The sequence below is a fragment of the Nostoc sp. DedSLP04 genome (assembly GCF_034530775.1).
In the GTDB taxonomy this organism is placed as follows: Bacteria; Cyanobacteriota; Cyanobacteriia; order Cyanobacteriales; family Nostocaceae; genus Nostoc.
Genome location: NZ_JAVRCL010000028.1, coordinates 1 through 25064, shown reverse-complemented (window position 1 = coordinate 25064; position 25064 = coordinate 1). Strand labels below are relative to the sequence as shown.

At 41.1% G+C, this 25064-nt stretch carries 20 protein-coding genes and 1 pseudogene; 9 read left to right on the top strand and 12 right to left on the bottom strand.

Annotation, left to right across the window (positions count from 1 at the left end):
• Positions 1–126: 126 nt before the first annotated feature.
• Positions 127–3657: an NB-ARC domain-containing protein gene (locus RMX89_RS17395; RefSeq protein ID WP_322689788.1), complete on the bottom strand. Its 3531-nt coding sequence runs from the start codon at positions 3655–3657 to the stop codon at positions 127–129.
• Between the two features lie 805 nt (positions 3658–4462).
• The gene (locus tag RMX89_RS17390) at positions 4463–5749 is read right to left on the bottom strand and encodes a hypothetical protein (protein WP_322689787.1); all 1287 of its coding nucleotides are present in this window, start codon (positions 5747–5749) and stop codon (positions 4463–4465) included.
• Positions 5750–5930: 181 nt separating this feature from the next.
• Between RMX89_RS17390 and RMX89_RS17385 the strand changes: the two genes are divergently transcribed.
• The 3 genes from RMX89_RS17385 to RMX89_RS17375 all read left to right on the top strand — a co-directional run bounded on the left by RMX89_RS17385 (position 5931) and on the right by RMX89_RS17375 (position 12126).
• Entirely contained in the window at positions 5931–8435 is a 2505-nt protein-coding gene (locus RMX89_RS17385; RefSeq protein ID WP_322689786.1) for a dynamin family protein, read from the top strand.
• A gap of 108 nt (positions 8436–8543) precedes the next feature.
• A complete protein-coding gene (locus RMX89_RS17380; RefSeq protein WP_322689785.1) occupies positions 8544–10832 on the top strand; it encodes an FUSC family protein in 2289 nt (762 codons plus the stop codon).
• Positions 10833–11280: 448 nt separating this feature from the next.
• Positions 11281–12126: a GNAT family N-acetyltransferase gene (locus tag RMX89_RS17375; protein ID WP_322689784.1), complete on the top strand. Its 846-nt coding sequence runs from the start codon at positions 11281–11283 to the stop codon at positions 12124–12126.
• A 224-nt stretch (positions 12127–12350) separates the two neighbouring features.
• On the opposite strand, the pseudogene RMX89_RS17370 reads toward RMX89_RS17375, so the two are convergent.
• The 6 genes and pseudogenes from RMX89_RS17370 to RMX89_RS17345 all read right to left on the bottom strand — a co-directional run.
• Positions 12351–12500: pseudogene (locus RMX89_RS17370) on the bottom strand (response regulator); the annotation flags it as partial.
• Between the two features lie 23 nt (positions 12501–12523).
• Entirely contained in the window at positions 12524–12850 is a 327-nt protein-coding gene (locus tag RMX89_RS17365; RefSeq protein ID WP_322674110.1) for a DUF3140 domain-containing protein, read from the bottom strand.
• Between the two features lie 9 nt (positions 12851–12859).
• A complete protein-coding gene (locus RMX89_RS17360) occupies positions 12860–13075 on the bottom strand; it encodes a DUF2945 domain-containing protein (RefSeq protein ID WP_322674149.1) in 216 nt (71 codons plus the stop codon).
• A gap of 296 nt (positions 13076–13371) precedes the next feature.
• Positions 13372–13713, bottom strand: coding sequence for a hypothetical protein (locus RMX89_RS17355; RefSeq protein ID WP_322674109.1), 342 nt, complete (start codon positions 13711–13713; stop codon positions 13372–13374).
• Positions 13714–13859: 146 nt separating this feature from the next.
• On the bottom strand, positions 13860–15155 hold the full coding sequence (locus RMX89_RS17350; protein WP_322689783.1) for a HAMP domain-containing sensor histidine kinase: 1296 nt from the start codon (positions 15153–15155) through the stop codon (positions 13860–13862).
• An 8-nt stretch (positions 15156–15163) separates the two neighbouring features.
• Positions 15164–15850, bottom strand: coding sequence for a response regulator transcription factor (locus RMX89_RS17345; RefSeq protein ID WP_322674107.1), 687 nt, complete (start codon positions 15848–15850; stop codon positions 15164–15166).
• 66 nt (positions 15851–15916) lie between these two features.
• Between RMX89_RS17345 and RMX89_RS17340 the strand changes: the two genes are divergently transcribed.
• Positions 15917–16312: a hypothetical protein gene (locus RMX89_RS17340; protein WP_322689782.1), complete on the top strand. Its 396-nt coding sequence runs from the start codon at positions 15917–15919 to the stop codon at positions 16310–16312.
• A gap of 116 nt (positions 16313–16428) precedes the next feature.
• Positions 16429–17130 (top strand): ATP-dependent Zn protease, encoded by a 702-nt coding sequence (locus RMX89_RS17335; protein ID WP_322689781.1) that lies wholly within the window; start codon positions 16429–16431, stop codon positions 17128–17130.
• Positions 17131–17223: 93 nt separating this feature from the next.
• Here the strand turns inward: RMX89_RS17335 and RMX89_RS17330 are convergent, their stop codons facing one another.
• On the bottom strand, positions 17224–18498 hold the full coding sequence (locus tag RMX89_RS17330; RefSeq protein ID WP_322689780.1) for a glycoside hydrolase family 10 protein: 1275 nt from the start codon (positions 18496–18498) through the stop codon (positions 17224–17226).
• A gap of 374 nt (positions 18499–18872) precedes the next feature.
• Between RMX89_RS17330 and bchI the strand changes: the two genes are divergently transcribed.
• The gene (gene bchI, locus RMX89_RS17325) at positions 18873–19997 is read left to right on the top strand and encodes a magnesium chelatase ATPase subunit I (RefSeq protein ID WP_289798563.1); all 1125 of its coding nucleotides are present in this window, start codon (positions 18873–18875) and stop codon (positions 19995–19997) included.
• Positions 19998–20216: 219 nt separating this feature from the next.
• The gene (locus RMX89_RS17320) at positions 20217–20513 is read left to right on the top strand and encodes a hypothetical protein (protein ID WP_322689779.1); all 297 of its coding nucleotides are present in this window, start codon (positions 20217–20219) and stop codon (positions 20511–20513) included.
• An 88-nt stretch (positions 20514–20601) separates the two neighbouring features.
• Here RMX89_RS17320 and RMX89_RS17315 read toward each other — a convergent pair whose 3' ends face one another.
• Positions 20602–21696, bottom strand: coding sequence for a DNA polymerase beta superfamily protein (locus RMX89_RS17315; protein WP_322689778.1), 1095 nt, complete (start codon positions 21694–21696; stop codon positions 20602–20604).
• A gap of 317 nt (positions 21697–22013) precedes the next feature.
• Positions 22014–22247: a Nif11-like leader peptide family natural product precursor gene (locus RMX89_RS17310; protein WP_322674100.1), complete on the bottom strand. Its 234-nt coding sequence runs from the start codon at positions 22245–22247 to the stop codon at positions 22014–22016.
• A 788-nt stretch (positions 22248–23035) separates the two neighbouring features.
• Here RMX89_RS17310 and rplU point away from each other — a divergent pair.
• Together rplU and rpmA are read left to right on the top strand one after the other, a co-directional pair.
• Entirely contained in the window at positions 23036–23443 is a 408-nt protein-coding gene (gene rplU, locus RMX89_RS17305) for a 50S ribosomal protein L21 (RefSeq protein WP_289800080.1), read from the top strand.
• A 29-nt stretch (positions 23444–23472) separates the two neighbouring features.
• On the top strand, positions 23473–23769 hold the full coding sequence (gene rpmA / locus RMX89_RS17300) for a 50S ribosomal protein L27 (protein ID WP_322689777.1): 297 nt from the start codon (positions 23473–23475) through the stop codon (positions 23767–23769).
• Between the two features lie 202 nt (positions 23770–23971).
• On the opposite strand, the gene RMX89_RS17295 is transcribed toward rpmA, so the two are convergent.
• Positions 23972–25039, bottom strand: a complete 1068-nt coding sequence (locus tag RMX89_RS17295) for an iron uptake porin (RefSeq protein ID WP_322689776.1) — start codon at positions 25037–25039, stop codon at positions 23972–23974.
• Positions 25040–25064: the final 25 nt, after the last annotated feature.

Below are 25064 nucleotides of genomic sequence, written 5' to 3'. Positions count from 1 at the left end.
GGGTAAAGGGTAAGGGATTTAAAACCTTTTCCCCCGCCCCTTATCCCCAGAGGGGACTCCACCTTCCCCCTTACCCTTTACCCCGCTTTCGTCACGAAAGCGAACTACTAGGCTAATGGTTTGAACTTAGATAACTGCTCCTAAAGAGGTCAACGTGGCAGTTGTCGCCTCAGTTAAACCTTTAACTCCGAAAATATTCATTTGTTCATAGGGCTTACTTGCTCTCATGGTTTTTAAGCATTTGCCTGCTACGATATCCCAAAGTCTAATCGTTTCATCGTCACCGCCACTAACTAAGGTTTGGTTGTCTGGACTAAAAGCAACTGACCAAACCAAGCCTGTATGTCCGTGCAAAACTTTCAGACACTCGCCTGTAGAGACATCCCACAACTTGATTGTCAGATCGTGACTAGTGCTAGCCAGTATTCTGCCATCAGGGCTAAAGGCGATGGATTGCAACCAGTTTGTGTCTGCTTGTAAAACTTTGAGGCACTCACCCGTGTCTGGATTCCACAACCTGATTGTTCGATCTGGACTAGCACTTGCCAGGGTATTACCATCGGGAGCGATCGCAATTGCCCAAATCCAACTCGTGTGTCCTGCCAACGTTCTGAGGCAGTTACCCGTGTGAATATCCCATAACTTGACCGTTTGATCCCAGGAGCCACTCGCCAATATCTCGCCTTGAGAGATGAAGGTAACTGACCAAACCGCAGCGTCATGCCCCTGTAAGGTTCTTAAGGTTCGACCTGAACGAACGTCCCACAGTTTTATAGTACAGTCTTCACTACCACTTGCTATGGTTTGGCTGTCTGGACTAAAGGCAATCGATAAAACTGCTGCGCGATGTCCCTGTAAGGTTTTTAAGGTTTGACCTGAACGAACATCCCATATTTTTAGTGTTTTATCTACACTACTGCTGACTAGGATATTTCCTTCATGATTAAAGATAACTGAATGAACCGAGTTGGAATGTCCTTTTAACACTTGGAGGCATTCGCCAGTTGCGGCATCCCATAACCTCACAGTGCGATCGCGGCTGCTACTAGCAAAAATTTGACCAATGCTTGACAAACTAGCACTAACAGGACTAAAGCTAACAGAGAGTATTTGATTGGTATATCCTTGTAGGGTCTTGAGGCATTCGCCTGTATCGGCGCTCCATAGCTTCACAGTTTGATCGTGGCCGCCACTAGCCAAAAGTTTACCTTGGGGACTAAAGGCAACTGCAAACACCCAACTGAAATGTCCTTGAAGCGTTTTGAAACATTCACCCGTATCGACATCCCATAACTTTACATGATGATCGTGCCCGCCGCTAGCCAAAATGTCGCCTTGTGGGCTGAAGGCCACAGAAAAAACTCGATTAGAATGCCCCAGAAGTGTTTTGAGACATTCAGCCGTTTGAGTCTTCCATAGCTTAATAGTTTGATCCTCGCTGCCAGTTGCTAGTATCTGACCATCTGGACTGAGGGTAATTGACCGGATTCCACTATTATGATACTTTTCAAACGTTTGCATACACTTTCCAGTGTTGATATCCCACAATTTAACGGTGCGATCGTCACTACCACTCAACAGTTGAGTATTTCCCCTAAAGACAACAGAGAGTACCCAACTAAGATGTCCCTCAAGTGTTTTCAAGCATTCTCCAGTGCTGCTATTCCATAGCTTCACGGTGCAGTCATCGCTGCCACTTGCTAATGTGCAATTATCTTGGCTAAATGCAACCGACCAAACCTCATTTGTATGCCCTTCTAAGGTGCGAAGGCACTGACCAGTACTAACATCCCATAGCTTTATTGTGTAATCTGTGCTGCCGCTAGCGAGAATCTTACCATCAGGGCTGAACGTCAGTGATGTTACCCAACTTTTGTGTCGCGTGCAGATGAAGACTGGTTGCACATCGCTAACTTGGTAAAGATGAATTTCTCCATTACTGTCACCTACCGCCAGAAGTTCTCCATCAGGACTAAAAGCTACCGCATGAATAGCACCAAAAGTTTCAGTAAACGTACACTTGGCTAGATTGGCGTAAGCAAAATTTGTATTTTGTAAATTTACATCTCGTAGGTCAGCCTGCCAAATGGTTAGACCAGAGAAATCATAGCCCGTTAAATTAGTTCCTAGCTGATTGAGTAAGTTAAAAATATTACCTGCTACATATCCCGGCTCCAAAGGTGACTTCTCTTGCTGCTTGAGTAAAATTTGAGTCAGTTGATATTCCAAGTTTTTTTTGCCTTCAAAGACTGGAATTAACCTGTTAATCACGGGATAGAGAATCAGACGAATTTGAGTCTCTCTTACATAGTCTTTGGCGGTAGCTTTGATCAGAGCATGGCTTTTAAAAAGCGAAAACTCCTGGTTAGCAATCTCCTCACAAACTTGTTCAACCAAGCGACTTGTCACGTACTCCATGACGACTGGCTGTAGGGTGAAGCAAGTTGTATGTCGTTCAATGAGCGATCGCCGTCCCAAAGACTCCAGCGTTTCAACTAAATTGAGTTGGGGAAAAGGCGATACTAAATCTTCTCGTAACTTAGAGAGGTTCACTGGCTCCCGATTAATCGCTAGCCAGTACATTACATGCTTTCCCTCATCAGATAAACGCTCAAATTGTTGGTCTAATAGGTCGCGAAGATCGCCAAATACGGTGGTTTCCTCCTTTAAAAACTCAGAAATATAACCATCAAATAAATCTTGAATGGTAGTTGCGACAATTTTTAAGGCTAAGGCATTGCCTCCATAGCGTGTAACCAGTGCGCTGAATTGAGTTTCTAAACCCTTAAGCCTCTTACTCTTAAGAATTTCCTCTCCCTCTCCTTCTTTTAGTCCACCCAATCGCAAAGTTCGCACTGGCAAGGCTTCTCCTTCTAGAGAGGCGACCTCTTTCGGTTTTTCTCGCGTTGTGAGTAGCAAGCAACTCTGGTGATCTGATTTACCTACTCGTTTGAGGAGTTCGCCATACTGCTCATATCCAACCCTATATTGTCCTGCTCGACTCCCACCACGTAATACAGCATCTACATTATCGAACACGACCAAGCAGCGCATTTCCTTAAAGTAGTTAAGCAACTGGGAAATCTTATCACTAACGCTTTCCGGCAATTCTGCCTCGGTTTCTTGCTCGTCAGACAGAAACTGAATGATGCTACCCAAGAATGTATCAATGGGTGGAGCGTCATACAGCGATCGCCAGACAATACAATCAAATTTGTCTTGCATTAGTTCTGCCAATTTGATCGACAGACTAGTTTTCCCTACTCCACCCATTCCGAGAATGGTCACTAATCGACAGCTATCCTTCAGCAACCACTCATCTAGAGTACTGAGTTCTTCTGTACGTCCGTAAAATGCTAAGACAGAAACAGCTTCCCCCCAATCTTGACGGCAATTGGGGTCTGAGGTCGAATAGTAGCCTTCGCATAGGCAGCTATCAAAACCAAGAAAGAGAGCCTCAAGTGTTCGCTTGTCGACTCCCTTCCTACGGTTCAAAACTTTTCTAATTGTTAGAGGATCTAAGTTAGTGCGGTAGCTTAACTCTTCAAGAGTAAATCTCTTGCCAAAATTATCTCGAAACTCAAACTTGTGCCTTGCTTCCTCAAACTTCTGTAAACCGACAGAAGTGAGTATAACTCCGCGCTTGCGTCTTAGCATACCCAAATTCCTCTACAGACAAAGATAGATTTAGCACAGAACTTAAGTACTTTTTCACCCAAGATATATTTATAACTGTTTTCGGTTTTTTTTGATGGTGTCAATAATGACTTTTTTCTTTTTAACCGAAACTTCGCAAAATTGACTAAAACGTTTTCCACTCAATACTGGAGTTTAGACTAGTCAGGAGTGCTAAACTTCAAACCTTTATGGTGATTGATATACATCCAATTTTACCGACACCCACCCGAAACTTGAGTAAGCAATATAGTACATTTGAACTAATAAACTAGCAAAGATGCGATCGCTAAAAAAAATAAATTTACGAGCGCGATTTTCTTTTGTTCGAGTCTCTGGGGATAAAAATGATGACTATGATGACTTAATCTTAATGAAAGATGAACTTTTCTCAATTATTTTTGAGCTAATTTTAATAGTTAATCTAAAAACTCAAGCATCTGTTTGAGAGTAAATAAATGAGAGAAAACTGTTTGTATTTTTCGATATGTATAGTTGTTTTCAACCATCTGCATTGCCAGTCCCCATAGTTCTCTATTTGTATCTAGTATAAATAAATTTACAAATTGGGTAGATGGACAACAAGATACAGGAATAAAACGAAAAATTCTTGAATCAGGTTTAGCAAAATTTGCCTAATCACAAAATAAAATAAAAGAGCAAATTGGTAATATAACAGTAGTATTTGAGTAAATAATGCTTAAGTAGCTGAAAGTCGCAGCTATATAAAAAAGTCCGCCTATGCGGACTTGAGAAAATAGTTACTTCAAGAATTTCTGTATGTGTTTTAGTTAGCTGAAACTAACTCTGTCTCATCTTTAGATTCATCTCTCACCTTAAAATAGTAATAAAGATTACCAACAGTTAAGTCTGATGCCTGTTGCAAATTAGATGTAACTAATGTTTTATAACCAGTAATTCCAGCTCGATCGCTAATATAAAATTCATACTCTCGACGTAGTTCAGGCTCGAATATAAATAGTAACTGGTCACGAAGCGAATAGAAATGAGATTTTTCGGCTAAACTCTCATATACTAATTGTTCTGGCGGTTCTGCTACATTGATTGTGGAGTAGTGAGTCTCTGGACTATTAAAATCAGCGCTACTTAAAAGCTTTAAATCTGATGAAGGAAGCGATCGCATCCAATCAACATGATTTTGCCACGAATCCAATACTGCTAAATCATGATTTTTAATGCGGATAATTTCGGGAAAGAGAAAATCAAGCTCATCATGTGATTCGCAGCGATTAATCACGGTGAGAGCATCTTGACAGATTTTATCTTGGAGATGAGACAAGCGATCGCTAACTGCTGAAACCTCATTCTGCACTTGATAAGTTGCAACAATCACCTGTTCAATTGCCCAAGCACATTCGAGTCTGCGTAATTGACCAGCTGCACAGGTTTCTTCCAGTAGATGGGGATTACTGTAATCTGCTAAAGCCGCAAATAACATTCCCCTAACGCTATCAATCTCAGCGTTCCTCCGGCTGAAATCTTGCAATTGCATCGCTGAACGGAAGCGGTTCATCGCCTGGATAAACACTCCATACGCCCTCACTAAAGCTGTGCGATGTTGTTCAAATTTAATATCTTGAGCTACTTGCTCGATTATTTGCCTAATTTCTACTCCTTGGTCTTTTAAAGCTTGTTTCAAGTCAATAAAACCGTTTTTGACTTCCAGCCTTAATTGCTCTACTTCTTTTCTTAATTTCAATGTCTGATGCAGGTTGACTGCTGTTAATGCTACACCTGCAATTGTTCCCACACCAATCAAGGCTGTAGTTGCTTGCAACACACCCAAGCTACTTTGTATAGTTTGCAAGCCATTCAGTACAGCCGTAAAACCTTGCTGAGTTTGATACATCTGCGCCCCACTAGTAACAAAATTTGAAGCAGCTACCAGTGGTGATAAAGGACTATTGTTGACAGTAGCACCAATAGCATGACCAACAAACTGTCCGGTAACTGCATCTCTAGCCATGCTTAAGGGTACTCCATTGCTAGAGACTTGTAGATATTTCCCAGCATCAATACCAGCTTGAATTGCAGGCGGAAATTGGAACAACATATTCATAGGTTGCTAAAAGCTAATTTCCTTGAGCCTAACTGGTATAAAAAAGTAAAGATAACCGTATTTATTCGGTATATTAATTAATTTTATCTAAATCTGGGCATACTAAACACGGTTAACCTATTGGCTCACAATCTTTATGGATACTTCGTTGTTTAGTTCTCGAATTGTTAATTTCTTGTCACGGATTAGTGGACAGAGGCTTAGTCAACGAGATATCACTCCTCAAGTCATTTTTTTAGCATTGTTAATAGTTGTCCTGCGAGATATAGCTTGTGCAGATGGTGTTGTGACAGAAGAGGAAATGCAACGCTGGCAAACAATTCTCAAACGTTTTGTCTCAAGAGAAATAAAACAATTAACACAACTCATCAGTTTAGGAATGAAACAGCATCAGATTTCTGTTTATTCCCCAGAGTTCCTAATGCTGACACATCCGCTTTCACATTCAGAAAAGCTTTTGTTGATTAGTCTGAGTTATGAAATGTCAACGGCAGATGGTGAAATGGACTCGCGTGAGAAAAACTATTTGGAAATAGTTGGCAAGCAGCTTGGCATTAAATCTCAACATTTAGCAGTTTTGGAAGCTGGATTTACTCATCAAGTAAATGTGGAGCCAGATGCTTTAAATGAAGTGTATTTTTTACTTGATCCTGCTTGTTTCCAGTCAGCAGATCCTGTATTTATCCAGGCTGCAAATGGTATTCTAGCAATTTTACCTGGGAGACTCGAACAAGAAACAACTGAACAGCATACAACCGAATCTTACTGGAAATTGAAAAAATACCAAGAATATCGCAAGCAATTAGCTAATTATTGCTATCAAATTTCCCAGCTAATTCAAGACTGTAAAAATCACGGGATTTTGCCTCATACTTTAATAGGGAATATAGCAGAAGTATCTCAAAAGATTAAATCTCAACGTTTTCGGTTAGCAGTTGTAGGAGAATTTAGCAAAGGCAAATCAACATTACTAAATGCTTTACTAGGCGAAGAAATACAACCTGTAAGGGCTATTCCTTGCAGTGGTACAGTGACAGTTATTAAATACGGGACAGAAAGGCGAGTAACCTGTTGGTACAAGGATGGTCGAATTGAGGAGATACCTTTTGATCAGTATAAATTGAAAGCAACAATTTCCAAAGATGCTGCTCTAGAGCATCGTAGTGATGAACTAGCACAATCTGATATTGAAGAAATTATATTTGAAAATCCTGAATTAGTTTTATGTAAAAATGGTGTGGAAATCGTTGATTCTCCTGGATTAAATGAACATCCTGATAGAACATCTATTACTTATAAACTGCTTCAAGATACAGATGCAGTTATTTTTTTAACGGATGCTATGCGTCTTTTGACAGAGAAAGAAAAAGAACTAATACAGGATATGAGATATAAACTTAATAATAGTAACCTGGATGAACCTGCTGAAAATCTTTTTATATTAGTAAATTTTATGGATATGTTAGATAATGAAGAAGACCTTCATGATGTTAGAACTCGGCTGGAAAACTTCGTAATAAATGAGAATTTGCTTATTAATACAGGTAAAAACCGTATCCATTATATTTCTGCAAAATTAGCATTAAAAGCTATACAGAATAAATATGAAGATGAGTATCTAAAGAAGTTTCAATTTTTTACTCAATCTTTAGAAAATTTTTTAGTACTTGAGCGTGGTAAAGTTAAAATCAGACACTCAATTAAGGAGCTTAATAGTTTAATTACAAAAATTTTAAATTGGCTGGTTCAATCTCAAAACGTTTTAGATGGTAATATCCAACTTTCAAAAGCTGCTAAATTTGAAATTTTTGAAAAAATTGGAGCAGTAAGTGGACGTGAATTAAAAATGCGTATATTAATAAATTCCCAGAAAAAACAAGCAGCTTATGATGTATATAATTCATGGCAAGTTTGGTATAATAAATTACCAAAAAAGATATTAGAAAAATCTATTAGTTGGTCTTCCCAACACTCAAAAGTGTTTGAGCAAAAAGAAAGAATAAAAGAATATACAAATCGCTTTTTGGAAGAATTAAAAGCTGAGTTAAATACTTGGCAGCAATCTAGTCTTGATATAATTATCAAGCAATATATAGGAATACTTGATAATGAAATATTACAAGAGATAAACACGTTAAACACAGAGTTTGAACTAATAGATAAAAGCTTGAATACTAATTTTAGCGACTTTATTGATCGCGATATAATGCAAGTAGATACAACATTATTTTTTGGTACATTGGGACGATGGTCAGTAAATTTTTTAGGTGGTATGCTACTAGTCTCAACAGGGTTAATATTTTTGGTTCCTCTATTTGTATCTAGTATAAATAAATTTACAAATTGGGTGGACGGACAACAAGATACACGAATAAAGCAAAAAATCATTGAATCAGGTTTAGCAAAGTTTGCCGAATCACAAGATAAAATAACAGAGCAAATAAACCAATATATTAGTTCAATTTTTGAAAGTAAAATTAAATCATTCTCTGCTGTGATCGCACAAGCGATCGCACTTTACGAAAATCTTCTCGAACAGCAGGAAAAAGCTCACAATGAAACCCTGGAACAACGTGAGGCACAAAAGATGCGGATTTACCAAAAGCGCCAAGAACTTGAGCAAGTACAGAATGAACTGGAAGTTATTCTCAGCAAATGTACTTATGATAGTAAAAATTAAGCAACTCAATCACCTCAAAAGACATATTACAGACATCCGCCACGCTGTTATATCTGGCTAAAATGCTTTAAGAAGCGATCGCGCTTTGTTATAATCGCCAGTCTCATAATGTCATTTACAGATAAACGTCCTCTGGGTTGGTTGTTGCAGCAGTTTCAACTCCAGCCAGGTAAGCCCGCCCTTTCCTCTGGATTGCGTAGCCTTTTTGTACTGGGTGTCCCAATTGGAATTGGCATCATTACAGGTCATACTGCTGAAAGTGCGATCGCCACTATGGCAGCTTGGTTTGTTGGGATGGTAAATGTTGAGGGAGCTTACCGTCAGCGAGCGATCGCGATGATCGCAGCCACGATTGGGGTAACTGTGATGTTCCTAATCGCAAGTCTGGTTAGCAGTCATCTCTGGTTAGCTGTCCCGACCACGTTCTTGGTAATATTTATCGCAGGTTTAGCCAATCTCTATGGCAACGTGGCTGCATCTGTCAGCTTGATTACTTCGATCATGTTTGTGATTGCGCTGGCTAGATTCGCTGCATTTTCTAATTTGTCTACTCTTATTCAACACTGTGGGCTATGTCTGGCTGGTGGAACATGGACAACTGTCTTGTCATTAGGACTGTGGGTGGTGCGTCCTTATGTACCTGCAATGCAGATAGTTGCTAACTGTTATCTCTCATTAAGCAATTTTGTGGACTTGGTAGGCCACAGAGCATTAAATCCAAAGGATCGTCAGGAGTGGGAACAGCGATTTTTGCAATTTCAGGATACAGTTATTCAAAACTTGATATCTGCCCGTAGCGTCTGGACAACTATTTGGACTAGGCAAAGAGGAGCTAACCTACGAGGAAATCAGTTACTCGTATTAATCGAGGATGTAAATCAAATTGTCAATTCGGTTGTAGCACTGAACGAACTATTAGCGATCGCATCCGAACATCAATTATTTTCTCGGTTACAACCAGAAATTCAACAAGTGATACAACAGTCAGCAATTGCTCTGCAAATGTTATCAGAAGCGATCGCTAAAGGAAAAAACTCACCTCACTTAGGGGATCTCGATCGGAGTCTTGAAGCACTAGAACACCAAAGGCAAGTTCTGCGTTCGCAAGTCCTCAATCAAACTATCAATGCTCAAACAGATGATTATTCCGATCTCCTCAACCTTGGGAAAATTACAGCCAGTCTGACAAAGCTAGTAGAGCAAATTCATACTGATGCAGAGATTGTTACAGATTTAAACCAAGGAAAACTGCGTAACAGCATTGCCCAACGAGATATTTCCCCCCCAGCCCAACCAGAGCGTTCTACAATTATTGATACGCTGCGAAATAATTTCACTTTTGATTCAGTCCTCTTTCGTCATGCGTTGCGCCTCGCACTGATCGTAACTTTTGCTGAATTAATTGCCTCGCTATTCCAACTACCTAGAGGCTACTGGATAACGCTCACAGCTTTAGTTGCACTCAAACCCAACTTTGGCGGAACGTCACAGACAACAGTCCAAAGAGTCATCGGTACTATTTTAGGTGGAATTATTGGCATTGCTCTGGTTTTACTAGTTAAGAATCAATTGGCGATCGCAGTTTGTTTCCTACTGCTAGTATTTGTTGCGATGTCGGTGCGATCATTAAGCTACAGTATATTCACCATACTACTCACTCCCGCCATCATATTGCTACTCAACATGATTAGTGCAGGTGGCTGGCAGGTTGGAGTATTGCGGATCTTCGATAGCTTTGCTGGGGGTGTCTTAGCATTACTTGGTAGCTATTTGCTTTTCCCTCGTTGGGAACGACAGCAACTTCCTGCACAACTAGAAAAGACAATTCGAGCTAATCTTGCTTACTTTCAGCAAGTAATAGCTAACTATCTCCATCCAGAACATAATGCGTTTGCTGATTCTATCAATATGCTACGCCACCAAGCAGCACTAGAAAACGTCAACGCTAACGCCGCAGCTCAACGATTGTTCAGCGAACCTCGTCATATTCAGGGAGAAATCGAACCTGTAATGACGTTGATGGCATATATTCGTGGCTTTTTCAGTTCGGTAACAACTTTGGCAGAACATCTGCGGGAATTTAGCGGCGAGTACCAATTTACTGAACTCAAGCAACTTGCCGATACCATTGTCCAAATTTTAGAAAACTTAGCAGATGCCCTTGGACAGGGACACTCACCCCAACCATTACCAGCGCTGGATAGCGATCTCGAAGCAATTCACCACCAAATCCAACAGCTACATACTGCTCGGTTATCAGAGATTGCTACCAATTCCAACACTTTAACTCCCACATTACAAGCCGTTCGAGAACAAACTCCACTTTCCACAGAACTGGATCGAATTGTTAATGAAATTAAAGTTATGCACTGTGTAATTGCTCGTCTGCAAGAATAATTGGCGTTGCAAAATAGTGGGATAAATTGGGTTATATTCACAGAGCTATTGCAAAATTGTGACAAAAGCATAACTAATTTATTTAGAATTGTGTCGCACAAAGTCTCACTCTTGATTTGTCAGAATTTCCCTGAAATCCTTAAATCCCCGCTAAAAAAAACGGCGATCGCACTTGCAAAATCATGTATTAGTATATGGTAATATAGGACTCATATTTGATTTTTGAAAAAAACTCAGTACAGCTTTATTCCTTCTTCCCAGTCCCCAGTCCCTAGTCCCTACGATTAATTCAGAAATCAAATCAGATTGCTATAGAACAGTAATATTTGAGTAAATGATGCTCAAGCGACTAGAAGTCGCAGCTATACAAAAAAGTAATATTAAGAGTTATCACTTAGTTTGCAAAAGCAAAGTTAAATAGTTAACAGCCTAGCAGTAAGAAGATATTATGACCACTGAGAATTTCGTCGTCCGCCCAATGAAAAGGTCGGAAATGGATTTGGCGATTACTTGGGCAGCAACCGAAGGTTGGAATCCAGGAAAGTATGATGCTCAATCTTTTTATCAAACTGACGAGAGCGGTTTTTTCTTGGGTGAGTTGAATGGTGAGCCGGTGGGGTGCATTTCTGCTGTTGCTTACGATCCACACTTTGCCGTTATAGGTTTTTACGTTGTGAAACCCCAGTTTCGTGGGCAGGGGTTGGGTATAAAAATTTGGAAGACAGCAATGGACTATCTGGGTGCCGATCGTAACATCGGCTTGGATGGTGCAGTAGCTCAACAAGATAACTACAAAAAGTCTGGTTTCAAAATCGCTTATAACCATATTCGTTATGAAGGGGTAGGTGGCGGTGTTGTGCCTGCTGGAATCGTGGATCTGAAAACAGTGCCTTTTGAAGATTTGGTGGCTTACGATCGCCAATTTTTTCCTTCTAAGCGATCGCTGTTTCTGCAACATTGGATTGAACAGCCAGAAAGTATTGCTTTCGGGTTTCTCAAAAATGGATCTCTTGCTGGTTACGGAGTTATCCGACCTGCCCATACAGGTTTTAGGGTTGGGCCACTATTTGCTAATGACGAACAGATTGCTGAAGCATTGTTTCAAGCCTTGCTTGCACAAAATCCTCATGCTCCAGTGTTTTTTGATGTGCCGGATGCAAATCTACAAGCGATTGACCTAGTTCAACGTTACCAATTGCAACCAGTCTCTCAAACTGCTCGGATGTACACTAAAGAAATTCCTAGTTTACCTATTAATCGCATCTTTGCTGTGACAAGTGTAGAACTAGGTTAGAGATGGACAAACAACGTGTTTACATCCTTACTATATAATCCCACTGTAAGCGCGTAAGTTTTTCTCTTAAGTAGGATGGCATAAATAATTAAAGGTTTGTAGTAAGGGCTGGAGCCGCTCACTAGAAACTAATTTCAATATTTTTTACATTAGTTAATATAGTTTGAATTATTCTCACCAATTTACTTAGTCTGCGTGCTTCAAACTTGATGACTTTTAAAAGTTCAATTCTTCACAAGAGATGCGATCGCAGCTACCAATCTGGCAGGATCGGCTGGTTTAGCGATATGGAGTTGAAATCCGGCTGTAAAAACCTGTTGTTGTGTGGTTTCTGCGGCGTAAGCACTAAGAGCGATCGCAGGAATTTGCCCACCTAAATGGCAGGCTACAAAGTACTTTACTTAAGTGGATCGTGTCCCCAATTTTTCAAAGAATAGCACCAGCGTGTGTGTTCCAAATCACCCGATGGCTTCTGTGCCATGTGACGATGGACGTAACTAATAACTTTCTTCATGTGCGAAAGATCGTCGTCGGTGTAATCATCCTTTTTCTGCAATAGCTGGATGATACGCTGTCCAGATTTATGACCGATTGACTCATCGTCGCCATCTTTTTGTCCGACAGTTTGTGACTCATCCGTATCTAGCCAAGACTCTAGTTCTTTAGGTGTCATATTGACAACTTGATAAAACTCGTCAACCACGGCTTTAACATCTTTACTCATAACTAAGCATTACTCCTCTACTTTCTTCAGAGCATCAGGCTTGTGAGCAGCTTGTTTCCCTGTCTTATCGCTTTCAACTAAGTACTCAGGGTTATCTTCACTTGCAGCAATATGATGTTCTTTAATATCTGTAGGTGAAGTGAGCTTCTTTACAACTTTGCCAGTTGTCTTACCTTGTGAAGTGTTCCATTCAACGCGATCGCCTTTTTTAAATTCTTCAGCCACATTCATCTCCTATCCTATTTGATGTTTTATACCTACTAAGGTCACATTATGTCTGCGACTGGAAAAGTAGCCATCATTCTAGTGATAGAGAAAAAAACAGCAAACAAGATTAGTCGGCGTTGCAGAGAAAGCGGGATGATTTTGCTAGTTTTGTGAGATGGGCAAGATGCCCATCCCTTGTATTTCGAGGCTTTCGTGTTGCCCACCCTACAAGAATCATTCCTTGATTCAGCAACGCCGGTTAATCTTCAGCAATCAAAATTAGATTCATGGGAACAACCTGAAGTATCAGATATTTAATCGTCATGAATTTGAATAGTTTCACCGTTGGCACGAGTAATACTAAGGGCATTGAACTCATTGTTATCATAGTTGCCAACTACGGTGACTTGTTCTCCTACAGAGAGGTTAATGGGTTGCCCCAAATGAGGTTCTGCCTCAACAATGATTTGTCCCTTACCATCGTTGAGAATGAACTCGTCATCTAAAAGCTTAGTAACTTGACCGGAGATAGTAGTAACACGAGCGTTTGGCAAATTGTCAATTTGGTTTGGTGCTTTCTGCGCTTCCACCTCAAAAGAAATTAGCAAGGCAAACAAGCTAGTTAAAACGATGCTGGGTATGGGATTGAAATTCATTTGTTAAGACCTCCAATCTGATGTGTAACTCACGCTTATTTTCAGATTGCCGGATAAAAGTAACAAGAAAGTAACAGCACGGTCTTAAGCCAAGAAATTCCTTCACTAACAATTAAAATCTTTGCTTGCCCAGTATGAATTGCTCGTTATGGTAAAGGTTTAGGCGTGAAGGGTAGCTTGATTTGAAATGTAGAGCCTTCATCCAAACGGCTGATTGCGATAATTTGTCCTTCATGTACCTGGACAATTTGTTGGGCGATCGCTAATCCTAACCCGAAGCCTCCTGTATGGCGCGATCGCACACTATCTACTCGATAAAACCGCTCAAAGATATGCGGTAAATCTGCCTCTGGAATCCCAATACCGCTATCGTGTACTTCAATTACTACCCAACGAGACTCAAAGAAGACTCGTAAGCAAACTCTACCTCCAGACGGCGTGTAGCGGCAGGCATTACTAAGAAGATTTGTTACTGCTTGCCGCATTAAATCTGGATTTATTCTCAACATTACCAATTGTTCAGGAAATTCGCTGGTGAATTCTAAGTTTTTTACCTTTGCTGAGTGAGTGTATTCCTCTACTAATGCTCCCAGCCAGCTAACCAAATTGACGAGGTGAAGTGCCTCTGGCTTTAACTGTCCTTCATTTCGAGCTAAGAATAATAAATCACTAATCAACATTCCCATTGATTCAGCAATCTGGTCAATATTTTCCAGGGAACTTTGCTGTTGATTGGGATCGATTGGTTCGAGCAAACTAAACTGAGCATGATTCCGAATTGCTTGAAGGGGTGTCCGTAGCTCGTGGGAAGCATCGGCTGTAAAACGCTGTAATTGCTCGTAGGTTTGGCGAATTGGCTGCATGGCCATTCCACCAAGAAACCACCCCGTCAAACCAATTACGCTTAAAGCAATGGGTACACCTACTATTAAAAACAGTCTCAACGACCATAAAGTTTCTTCAACAGGCGCTAAAGAAGCGGCTATCTCTAGATAGCCAATTAATTGTTTATCCTGAAAAACAGGAACTGTTAATTGACGCAGCTGTTTATTTTGGCGAACACTGGTAGAAACGCGATCGCTTGACTCAATTGTTTGAAATCCTAATCGATTATTTAACTGCTCTGATGGAATGACACCAAAAAACTCTAGTAATTGCTTTTTGGGAGTGTACCAACGGGCATAAATAATTTTATTGTCAAAGGGCAAAGCTTCACCACCCAAGATGGGGACATCTTCGAGACTAATGCGTTGCTGTTCTTGGTAAAGTCCATCTTCAACGCCAGCCGCCATCAACTGAGTTGTGTTGTAAAGTTCTTGGTCAAATGCCCGCAATTGCTCTTTTACTTCTAAAAAGTAAAGTATTGTCGCGAAGATCGCCAAAATACTTCCCATAGAGAGCGTAAACCAGCGAGCTAGGTTACGCCTACTCCGGTTGAACATATTAGGGATTAGCGATCGCATGATTCAGGAGCAAGCAATCTATATCCCATACCGTAAACGGTTTGCAGCCAATCTTCTGCTTTCACCATCTGTAAGCGCTGCCGCAGTCGATGCACTAACATGGCGATCGCTTTACTGTCTGGTTGTATATTCCACTCCCAAAGTGCTTGTTCGATTTGGTCATGAGTAAGTACCTGCCTGGGATGTCGAAAGAAATATTCTAGCAATTGAAACTCTCGACCCGACAACTGGACTGTAACTTCCTGGCGTTGTAACGTTAGAGTGTTGAGATGAAGTTGTAGGTCGGCTAACTCTAGCGTGTCGCCTTGCCAGAGTGGCGCTCTGCGTCCCAATGCTCGTACTCTTGCCAACAGTTCTAGCAAACTAAAGGGTTTAACTAGATAGTCATCTGCACCAACATCTAAAGCAGATACTTTATCCAAAATTGCATCTTTAGCTGTGAGAATCAGCACTGGAGCCGTTTTTCCTGCTTGACGATACTGTTGACACAGACTAACACCACTCACCTTGGGCAACATCCAATCTAAAATTAACAGATCGTAGTCTCTCTGTTGCATTAACCATTGGGCTGTTTCACCATCTTCAGCACCATCTACAATATGTCCGACTTTCGATAGCGCACCCTGTAGTGGTTGTAACTGAGTAACATCATCTTCTACAAGTAAGATTCTCATTCATCATGTCGCTGTACTTTTTTTCTTTTTCCTATGATGAATTAATCATCAAACTTTTTCTGTATTATGGCTCGACCTCGTTGGTTGCAATTTCTCATTAACTTAGGACTAGAGTTTTGGCTGCCAATACCCTTAATCGGATTGTTTTTTTGGTTGAGTACGGGTTTGCTAACGCATCAAGTATTGAGCTATACCTACGATCCAACCGCCCAAATTCACGCCGACTCAAAACATCAAATTCAGTTTTCTGTTTCACTAGCTGTCATGTCTATTGAAGCTGTAATTCAACGCAAACAAAAGTTGACTGAAGTTAAAGTTTACACTGCTGATTCGCTTTTAAAGGAGATGGAATTTGAGTTTCCTGTGACTGAATTTGCTCAAGTCGATGCTGCGATCGCTCAAGCTTTAGGATTACCAATAACAGCAATAAAGCAGTTGATACGTTATCGCATTGAGAACTAAGGGACTTCCAAAGAATAAATTAATCAACCAAAATCACAAATCCACACCTAAATAATTAAATATACATTAATTCCTACATAATAAAGAAATATTAAGTTGCATTCAGAAAACTCTCAATGAGCCAAACTAGCCTAAATTTAGTTGCAATATCTATCTTTCTCATGACCCTATCAGTATTGGTGGGGCCATTCTTCAACTTATCTCCGGCAGTACCAGCACTTGCTACCTTCACCATCTTAGGCATCGCGACATTAGATAGTTTCAGCTTGCAAGGCAAGGGTGGTACTATCTTTTTAGATTGGATTGCTGGTTTTTCAAAAGAACACCGCGATCGCATCGTCCACCACGAAGCAGGACATTTCTTAGTTGCTTACCTGTTGGGTATTCCCGTTACTGGCTACACACTCAGCGCTTGGGAAGCTTGGAAACAGGGACAACCTGGCCAAGGCGGCGTTAGCTTTGACGATGGCGAATTAGCATCTCAACTAGAAGTGGGTAAAATCAGCGCCCAAATGCTAGACCGCTACTGCACTGTTTGGATGGCGGGTATTGCTGCTGAAACCCTTGTTTTTAATAATGCTGAGGGTGGAACTGATGATAAAAGCAAGTTGATCGGAGTCTTGACAATGTTAGGCTTTTCTGAATCAGTTTATCAGCAGAAAATGCGGTTTCATGCTCTCCAGGCAAAAACTCTATTGCAAGAAAATTGGTCTAGCTACGAGACTTTAGTTAGTGCTATGCGACAACGTACTTCGGTAGAAGATTGTCATGTTGAGTTAGGAGTAGGGAGTGGGAAGCAAGAAGTTATATCAAGCTAGTAATGAAAAGTTTGTAGTAAGCACTTTATTGCTTAGAAAATAAGGATTAAAGTCCTTACTACGAACTCATTAACATTATCTTAAACAGAAAAGTTATTCAGCTCTGGCGCGGAGTGCAGGAGATGGAAAAAAATTTTTAAATCCAGCTTGTCGCTCAGTTAAAGATTCTAGATCGTCGTTCCAAAGACTTTCATAATAAAAGAAGGTTACGCCTAGACCCCGTTCTTGGGCAGCCCGCACTTGAGACTTAATTTGCTGCATAGGAACTGGGTTATTTCGTAACCCTGTCATAATGCCAACTCCAGTTGGAATTCTTTGTTGCGCTTCTTGAATTTCTGCGCGGGAAATATTTGCCACAAAACTTTTTAGATCCGGACGATAAATTTGCACAATTAACTCGTCCACAATATTTTGTCGCATCCAACCTAGCCAATCTTGCAAGTGAAACTTGTAAGCAAAATCATAGTAATTAGGAGAAACAGAGAAAATCGCCTGGGGTTTTCTCTGCTTCACAGCTTGGTTAAGTTTTCCCATGAATGCCGTAATCTTATCTGCCCGCCACTTTACCCATGCCGCATCTTGGGAATTTTTTGGGGGAGCATTTTTGGTTTCTTTGGTGTACAAAGCAACTGTATATTGGTCGTAGCCAAACTCGTGAGGCAAACTCATGTGATCGTCAAACTGAATGCCATCGGCATCATATTGAGTAACAGTTTCTAGCACAAGATTAGTGATAAACTGTTGCACTTTTGGATGGAACGGATTGAGCCACATCACTTCACCAGCCGCACTGTTTGAAGTTTGACTACCATCTTGCTTTTGTGTGAACCAATCCGGGTAATTCATTGCTAGTTCTGAGGTTGGGGGAGCCATGAAACCAAACTCAAACCAGGGAATCACTAGCAATCCTTGGCGATGGGCTTGAGTAATCAGGTCTGCCAGAATATCATGTCCATCTGAACCTTTGTAAACAAAAGGTTGAATACCTGCACGTTGTGCTAAGGCACTAGGATACATCACATAGCCAGAATTCCACACCACAGGATAAATTGTGTTGAAGTTCATCCGCCGCAGTTGACTCACTGCATCTTGCACCTTGTCTCGATTTTTGAGGGTGTCAAAATCATTAGTGGTCATCCAAACCCCGCGAATTTCCTGACGAGGTATCTGTGCGATCGCAGGGGTGAAACTGTCCACCAGCAATACAGTAACAAAGGATATTAAAATGAGAATGGGAAAAAGAGACTTGAGTAGTCGTCGCCAACTTTGGACAATAGAAGATGAAAAAGATGATTTCATAAATTTGAATGATGCATTAGCTACCCACACACGCCATTGCTCGTTTTTACGATTGAATCTACTAACCATATAGTTTACAAGTATTTATGCTTAGTACAGAATTGATGAGTTGGTAGTTGTTCGTTCCTTGCTTATGGAACTTTTGCACCAAAAAACTAAAACAGACAAATTAAGGTAGTTGACGCAGTTAATAAGTATTTGTGCCCAATAGATATTGGTATAGGGAATGGGGCATGGAGAAGAGACAAGGTAGACGAGGAAGAGGGGGGAGACTTGGGAGAGACTTGTCCCCCTTGTCTCCCCTGCTCCCCTGCTCCCCTGCTCCCCTGCTCCCCTGCTCCCCTACTCCCCTGCTCCCCTACTCCCGATCTTCACATTCCCCCATGCCCTACCTGTGTCACAATAAAGAACTGTAATAAGAAAAATATTGTTAAGGTAATTTAGTGAGTCCAACTGCTCAATCCACGGCAAGTGCGCGTCGCGTAGTATTTCCTTTTACGGCAATTGTGGGCCAGGAAGAAATGAAACTGGCGCTGCTATTGAACGTGATTGACCCCAAAATTGGGGGTGTAATGATTATGGGCGATCGCGGCACCGGGAAATCCACAACTATCCGGGCGCTGGCGGATCTGCTACCAGAAATTTCTGTGGTTGCTAATGACCCCTTCAGTAGCGATCCTAGCGACCCTGACTTGATGAGCGATGAAGTCCGCCAACTGTTAGAACAAGGGGCGGAAATTCCCGTAGCTCACAAAAAAGTCCAAATGGTAGACCTGCCGCTAGGAGCTACAGAAGACCGAGTTTGTGGCACAATCGACATTGAGAAAGCTTTATCTGAAGGTGTCAAAGCTTTTGAACCGGGACTTCTGGCAAAGGCAAACCGAGGCATTCTCTATGTGGATGAAGTCAACTTACTAGATGACCACCTTGTAGACGTGTTACTCGACTCCGCTGCTAGTGGATGGAACACTGTAGAACGAGAAGGTATTTCTATTCGTCATCCAGCGCGTTTCGTGCTTGTGGGTTCTGGAAACCCAGAAGAAGGCGAACTACGCCCCCAACTGCTCGATCGCTTTGGGATGCACGCAGAAATTCACACCGTAAAAGAACCAGCTTTGCGGGTGCAAATCGTAGAACAACGGGCGGATTTTGACCAAAACCCGCCAGTATTTCTCGAAAATTATAAACCCCAGCAAGAAGCATTACAACAGCAAATTGTCAATGCTCAACAGCTTTTGCCAGAAGTGAAAATTGACTACGATCTGCGGGTGAAAATTTCTGAAGTCTGTTCAGAACTAGATGTAGATGGTTTGCGGGGTGACATTGTTAGTAACCGCGCTGCCAAAGCCTTAACAGCTTATGAAGGACGCACTGAAGTTACAGTTGATGATATCCATCGCGTAATTACGCTATGCTTGCGTCACAGACTGCGGAAAGACCCTTTAGAATCGATTGATTCTGGTTACAAAGTCGCCAAAGTTTTTAGCCGCGTCTTTGGCGTCGAACTACCAGAAAGTGATACTGCACAAAAGAACGGCACAGGTCAAAAATTAGGAGCTAGGGGTTAAAAGTTAGGAGTGAGGAGTTAGGAGTTAGGAGTTAAGAGTTAAGAGTTAAGAGTGAGGAGTGAAAAGTTTTGAATGGAAAGCTGCTTCGTAACTTATAACTTTAATTCTTCACTCACCACTGACTATATAATTCACAACTTTTAACTTTTAACTCAGCATTCACCACTAACTATATAATTCTTAACTCCTAACTCCTAACTCTTAACTCAGCATTGCAATATGAGATTTTGGTCTTTTTGGTTCAACAGCTTTGTTTTATCTAGTCAATACAACCCGCCCAGGTTTGTAGAATTATTGATGCTCTTATTAGCGATCGCAATGCTAGCAATAGCCAGTATTTTACCTGACATACCCTATTTAATCTTAGGCTTGAGCTTAGTAGTTGGGGCATCTATTTCTATCTTAGTGCGGGAAGCGATCGCACCCTCACCCCAAACACGAATTACCCAACTAACAGCATCCCTATTACTCATCATCAGCCTCTATGGCTTTGCTGATTTAATGTCCACTCTCTAATTAGTCATTTGTCTTTTGTCCTTTGTCCTTTGTTCACAGCTAATGACTAATGACTAATGACCAATGACCAATGACCAATGACCAATGACTAATGACTCCATTTTTGCATTTCCACCAATTCCATACACAACTCATTAATTTGCTCCAAATCAGGTTTATGAGGTAGGGCAGATTGTTCGCAAACAATTTCCATTTCGGCGACCAAATCTTCTGCTATTTTCATCACCTGTTCATAAGAATACTCACCTTTTAAAATAGCTTTTAAATCCTCAACATCACCAGCTATTCTCCTATCTACAATCACTTCACCTCGCCGCAATATTTCTACTCCACTGCGTAACAATCTAATGCAGTGCATTCCATGTTTGAGGTCAAAACCCGACTTTCTTTCCATTTCTGCTCTAGCCGGATTTCTATTCTCCTGCCAAGATAAGTAAGCCTTCCATTCTCTTAAAGCTATTTGATAGCTTTGGCTTTTCTGAAGCAGACGAATAAAATCTTTACGGCTATTGGTTAACTTTTGGGTATATTCCAAAGTTTCATCAGGTAAAGCATATTGTTTTAATACTCCTTTAAAATCAATATCTGCTGTCAGCAATTGATATAATTGTTCTGCTTCTTCTAAAAACTCAATCCGTCCTCTGATTAAGTTATAAAGATACTCCAAAAAAGCATTTAGCTCATCTTTGCTCAGAGGCGCTTCGTCTTCTATAGCGAAGTCAGATGGTAGCGGTTTTTTTTGCGGTGGCTTTAACAACCACTTACGATGAGTTTCCATCTTTTTGATTTGGGCAAAGGCATAACCAGTGTAAGTATGTTTTACCTTCTTGCTCAAAAATAACTGTTTACGATCTATTAAATGCTGTCCGACTGCGTTTAAAAAAGGATAGTTATTCAACCAAAGCAATTCTAAAACATTGGGATTTGCGCCTGCTAATAACTGGAGGATTTTTCTTAATTCATATATAACCGTGTCTTTGTTACCATCAATGAATGGAAATATTCCTGGTTCATCCCAACCAGTATCTTTTTGTTCTATCCGATCGAATCCCAAATAGTACCTTTTGGGCGCAATAAATACTCCCCGATAATCAAAGTCGGAATCAGGACGATTTAAACCATAGCCGTGGCTACCAGCCAAACCAATTAAAATAGTTCTTTGCTCAACTTCTATTCTTTTCATATCACCTGATTAAAATATAGTCATCCTAACTCATGAGTTAAGCAGGTGGCGAGATGGAGAGTAGAGAAAGGATTTTTAACTCTCTTCAGATATTACATAGATACTGTCACAGCATAAATAAAGCTGACGATTGGTACATAACAGCTCTACTTAATCATTTGCAAACAATAAAATCCCCGACTTCTCTAGGAAATCAGGGATTTGAGCCTTGTGTTTAACAAGAATATCTCTAAAGGAGATGATGCAACAGTATCCCCTTGAGGAGCAAAACTTGTCAATTCAGTTGTTTCTATACTTTCGGTTTCCTAGAACAGAAATTATCTAGGATTAATGTGGCGTCTATTCCCCCATCCTGGGTTGACAATGGCAGCTAAATCTTCTTCAGATAATTTGCTGATTTCACTATCCAGTTCTTTGGCGTCGAAATCATAGCCACGCTCTTGAGCAATTTTGATGAAGGCTTCTGGATCGGCTGTTGCTTTGAGTCTTTGCTGTAACGCTTGATCTTGTTTTACAGCTTCAAAAAGTCGGGCAGCATTTTGCTGTGTCATGACAATCAATCTCCTGTTTGAAATATCACGTTTAAATGTGATAGTTTAACTCTTGAGGATTCACTAACTTTTGTAAATAATTTCTAGATGAGACACCGTATATTTCATCTTAAAACAAAGAAGAGAAATGTGTTGATTTTGATAACAAAATATAACTTTTAAGCTAATACTAACTAATGTTAATTTTTGATAGATTCAGTCCTAAGATAGTAGCAATTTTTTCTAAAACGTATTTGTTCTGACTTCTTGTAAATACAATTGATATTTGTGCGAGTGGGTGATGTCTACGATGGGCTACACCTACACCCATGACGGAATGGCACGAAGACTCATGTGAAATATCGTCAGGGCAGGGTGTTGGGGGTAGGGTGTTGGGTGTAGTGTTAATAAAAATTGAATTTTAGTGCGCCAGACAAAACCAAGTTGTTTGTAATTTCCTACACCCCACACCCCACACCTTACACCCCAAAATCAGTAATACCAAGGGTTAACGCTTATCTTAGTGACATTCGCCCATGACGACTGTTGACTAATTCCTCCTCACTTTTAGAAAATGAGCGATCGCACAGAGTAATTAACTGATTTCTCATCTTCAGGCTGACCAGATAGCAATGCCAAACGTAAAAAATCCTATTAGAGCTTGACTTGACGCGTATTAATAAAATAATATGTTAGATTGTCTGTCTAATTCCTGCTCGGATCAGGTAGACATATTACAAAGGCTGGCAAAAGCATCTCTACAGGAGATAAAAACCAGCTACCTGTACGGCAACCTCAAGGACAATTCCATGACCTACGCGATTATTGAAACTGGCGGCAAACAAATACGAGTAGAGCCAGGGCGGTTTTACGACATTGAACTGCTGGCGATCGAACCAGATGAAAAAGTTACAATAGATTCCGTATTACTCGTGCAGCACGATGGCGAAGTCACCATTGGACAGCCATTAGTAACAGGTGCGACTGTAGAAGGGACTGTAATGCGACATTACAGAGGTCGTAAAGTCCTGGTATACAAAATGAAGCCGAAAAAGAAAACCCGCAAAAAACGGGGGCATCGTCAGGAAATTACCAGACTTATGATTGATTCCATCACTCTCAACGGTGCAGTGTTTGCTGCCCAAGGAGAACCGGAGAAGGAAACCCCCGTTCTAGATAACACTGCTGCTGAAGAAGTTGAAACCGCTGCTGAATAATAAAAGAAGTAGATACACAAGAGGAAATCATGGCTCATAAGAAAGGAACAGGTAGTACACGCAACGGTCGTGATTCTAATGCCCAACGTCTGGGTGTCAAACGTTATGGCGGTCAAGTTGTACGTGCAGGAAACATTCTCGTGCGTCAACGCGGCACTAAATTCCACCCTGGTAACAACGTTGGTATTGGTAGCGATGACACTTTGTTTGCCTTAATCGACGGTGTTGTAATGTTTGAGAGAAAGGGCAAAACTCGTAAAAAAGTTAGTGTTTATTTACCCATAACTGCTGCTGAGGCAACTCCTGCTGAAGCGGTAGCAAGTTAGAGTATTAGGGTGGACATTCTGCTGTTGATGCCAAATTAAGAGACCTCTTGCAAAATATATTTTTGCACTCTTAGGGAAAAGGTTAAAGGTTAAAGGGAAAGGATTTTGAGTTTCTTTACCCTTTCCCCCTGCCCCTTATCCCCAAAGGGGGCCCCACCTTCCCCCTTACCCTTTACCCCGCTTGCGTCACGAAAGCGAACTACTAGAAAGCAAAAGTAGTGCGAAGTGCGCCTACAATTGCTGTGTCATTAGCACTAAAGCCTTCTGGGCTAAAGATGAAATATACACCAGGGGTAATGGAGATATTGTCATTAACCCGATAGTTATAAAATGTTTCTAAATGATAGGGAGTCGCATCTTCTGGACGAGAAGCAACTCCGGCGACAGATTCTCGGTAAAGCGGCTGTCCAAAAATGACGGCGGCGGTGTTCCCTTCATGGAATATATCTCTAAAATGCAACCCAGCCGACCAGCTACCAAAGGTTGTAGAGGCATCTACATTCAAGAGATTAGCAAAAAGCAATGCACCTGATAGTGACAGGGATGTTTTCGGCGCAAACCGCCACGTTACTGTTGCACCTACAGAATTTACAGTGATTGGCTCATCAAGAGTTGCTAGTGTAGCGTCACCACCAAACCTCGCTAGTTGTGCTGCATTGGGAGTAAATCGAATAGAAGCAATATCAGCGCTGCCCAAGCCTGTACCTAAAATGTTAATTGTGTGGTAACTGTGTGCATAGTTGATGCCGATATCAATAGTTGAGATTGGTTTGAGGGTCAGTTGGGCTGCGATCGCTTGTGTACCGTTAAAGACACCTGCTCCTAAAGGTGTGTTCAAAAGACCGCGATCTTCTGATATTGGAGCCGAACCACTACCATAAATCACTCCAAGTCCCACTTGTTTTGAAGGATTCCACAAGAAACCAGCACCCGCTAATAAACCCGTACCAGAAGTGCCTCCTGTAATTCTGACAGCAGCGTTGTAACCTGCAAATCGAGAGATTGCACCTTGGCTATCGCTGGCGTAGGGAGTGATTGCAGGAAAAACATCTGTAATCTCTGCATTGGTTCCAGCAAAGACAACGAATTTCTGAGACAACGGTAAAACATAAGCTAGCTTGTAAAGACTAACTGAATTTGCTCCACCGTCAGGTTGTAATGTCTGGGGGTTAAAACCAGGAAATTGAGGTTCAAAGCTTAACTTGGTTGAACCTGCGCCAAGAAAGCTTGAATTTGGCAGTAGGGGTAGAGCTGGCGAAGCTGTCATCATGTGCAAACTAAACGGTTTAGTTTAA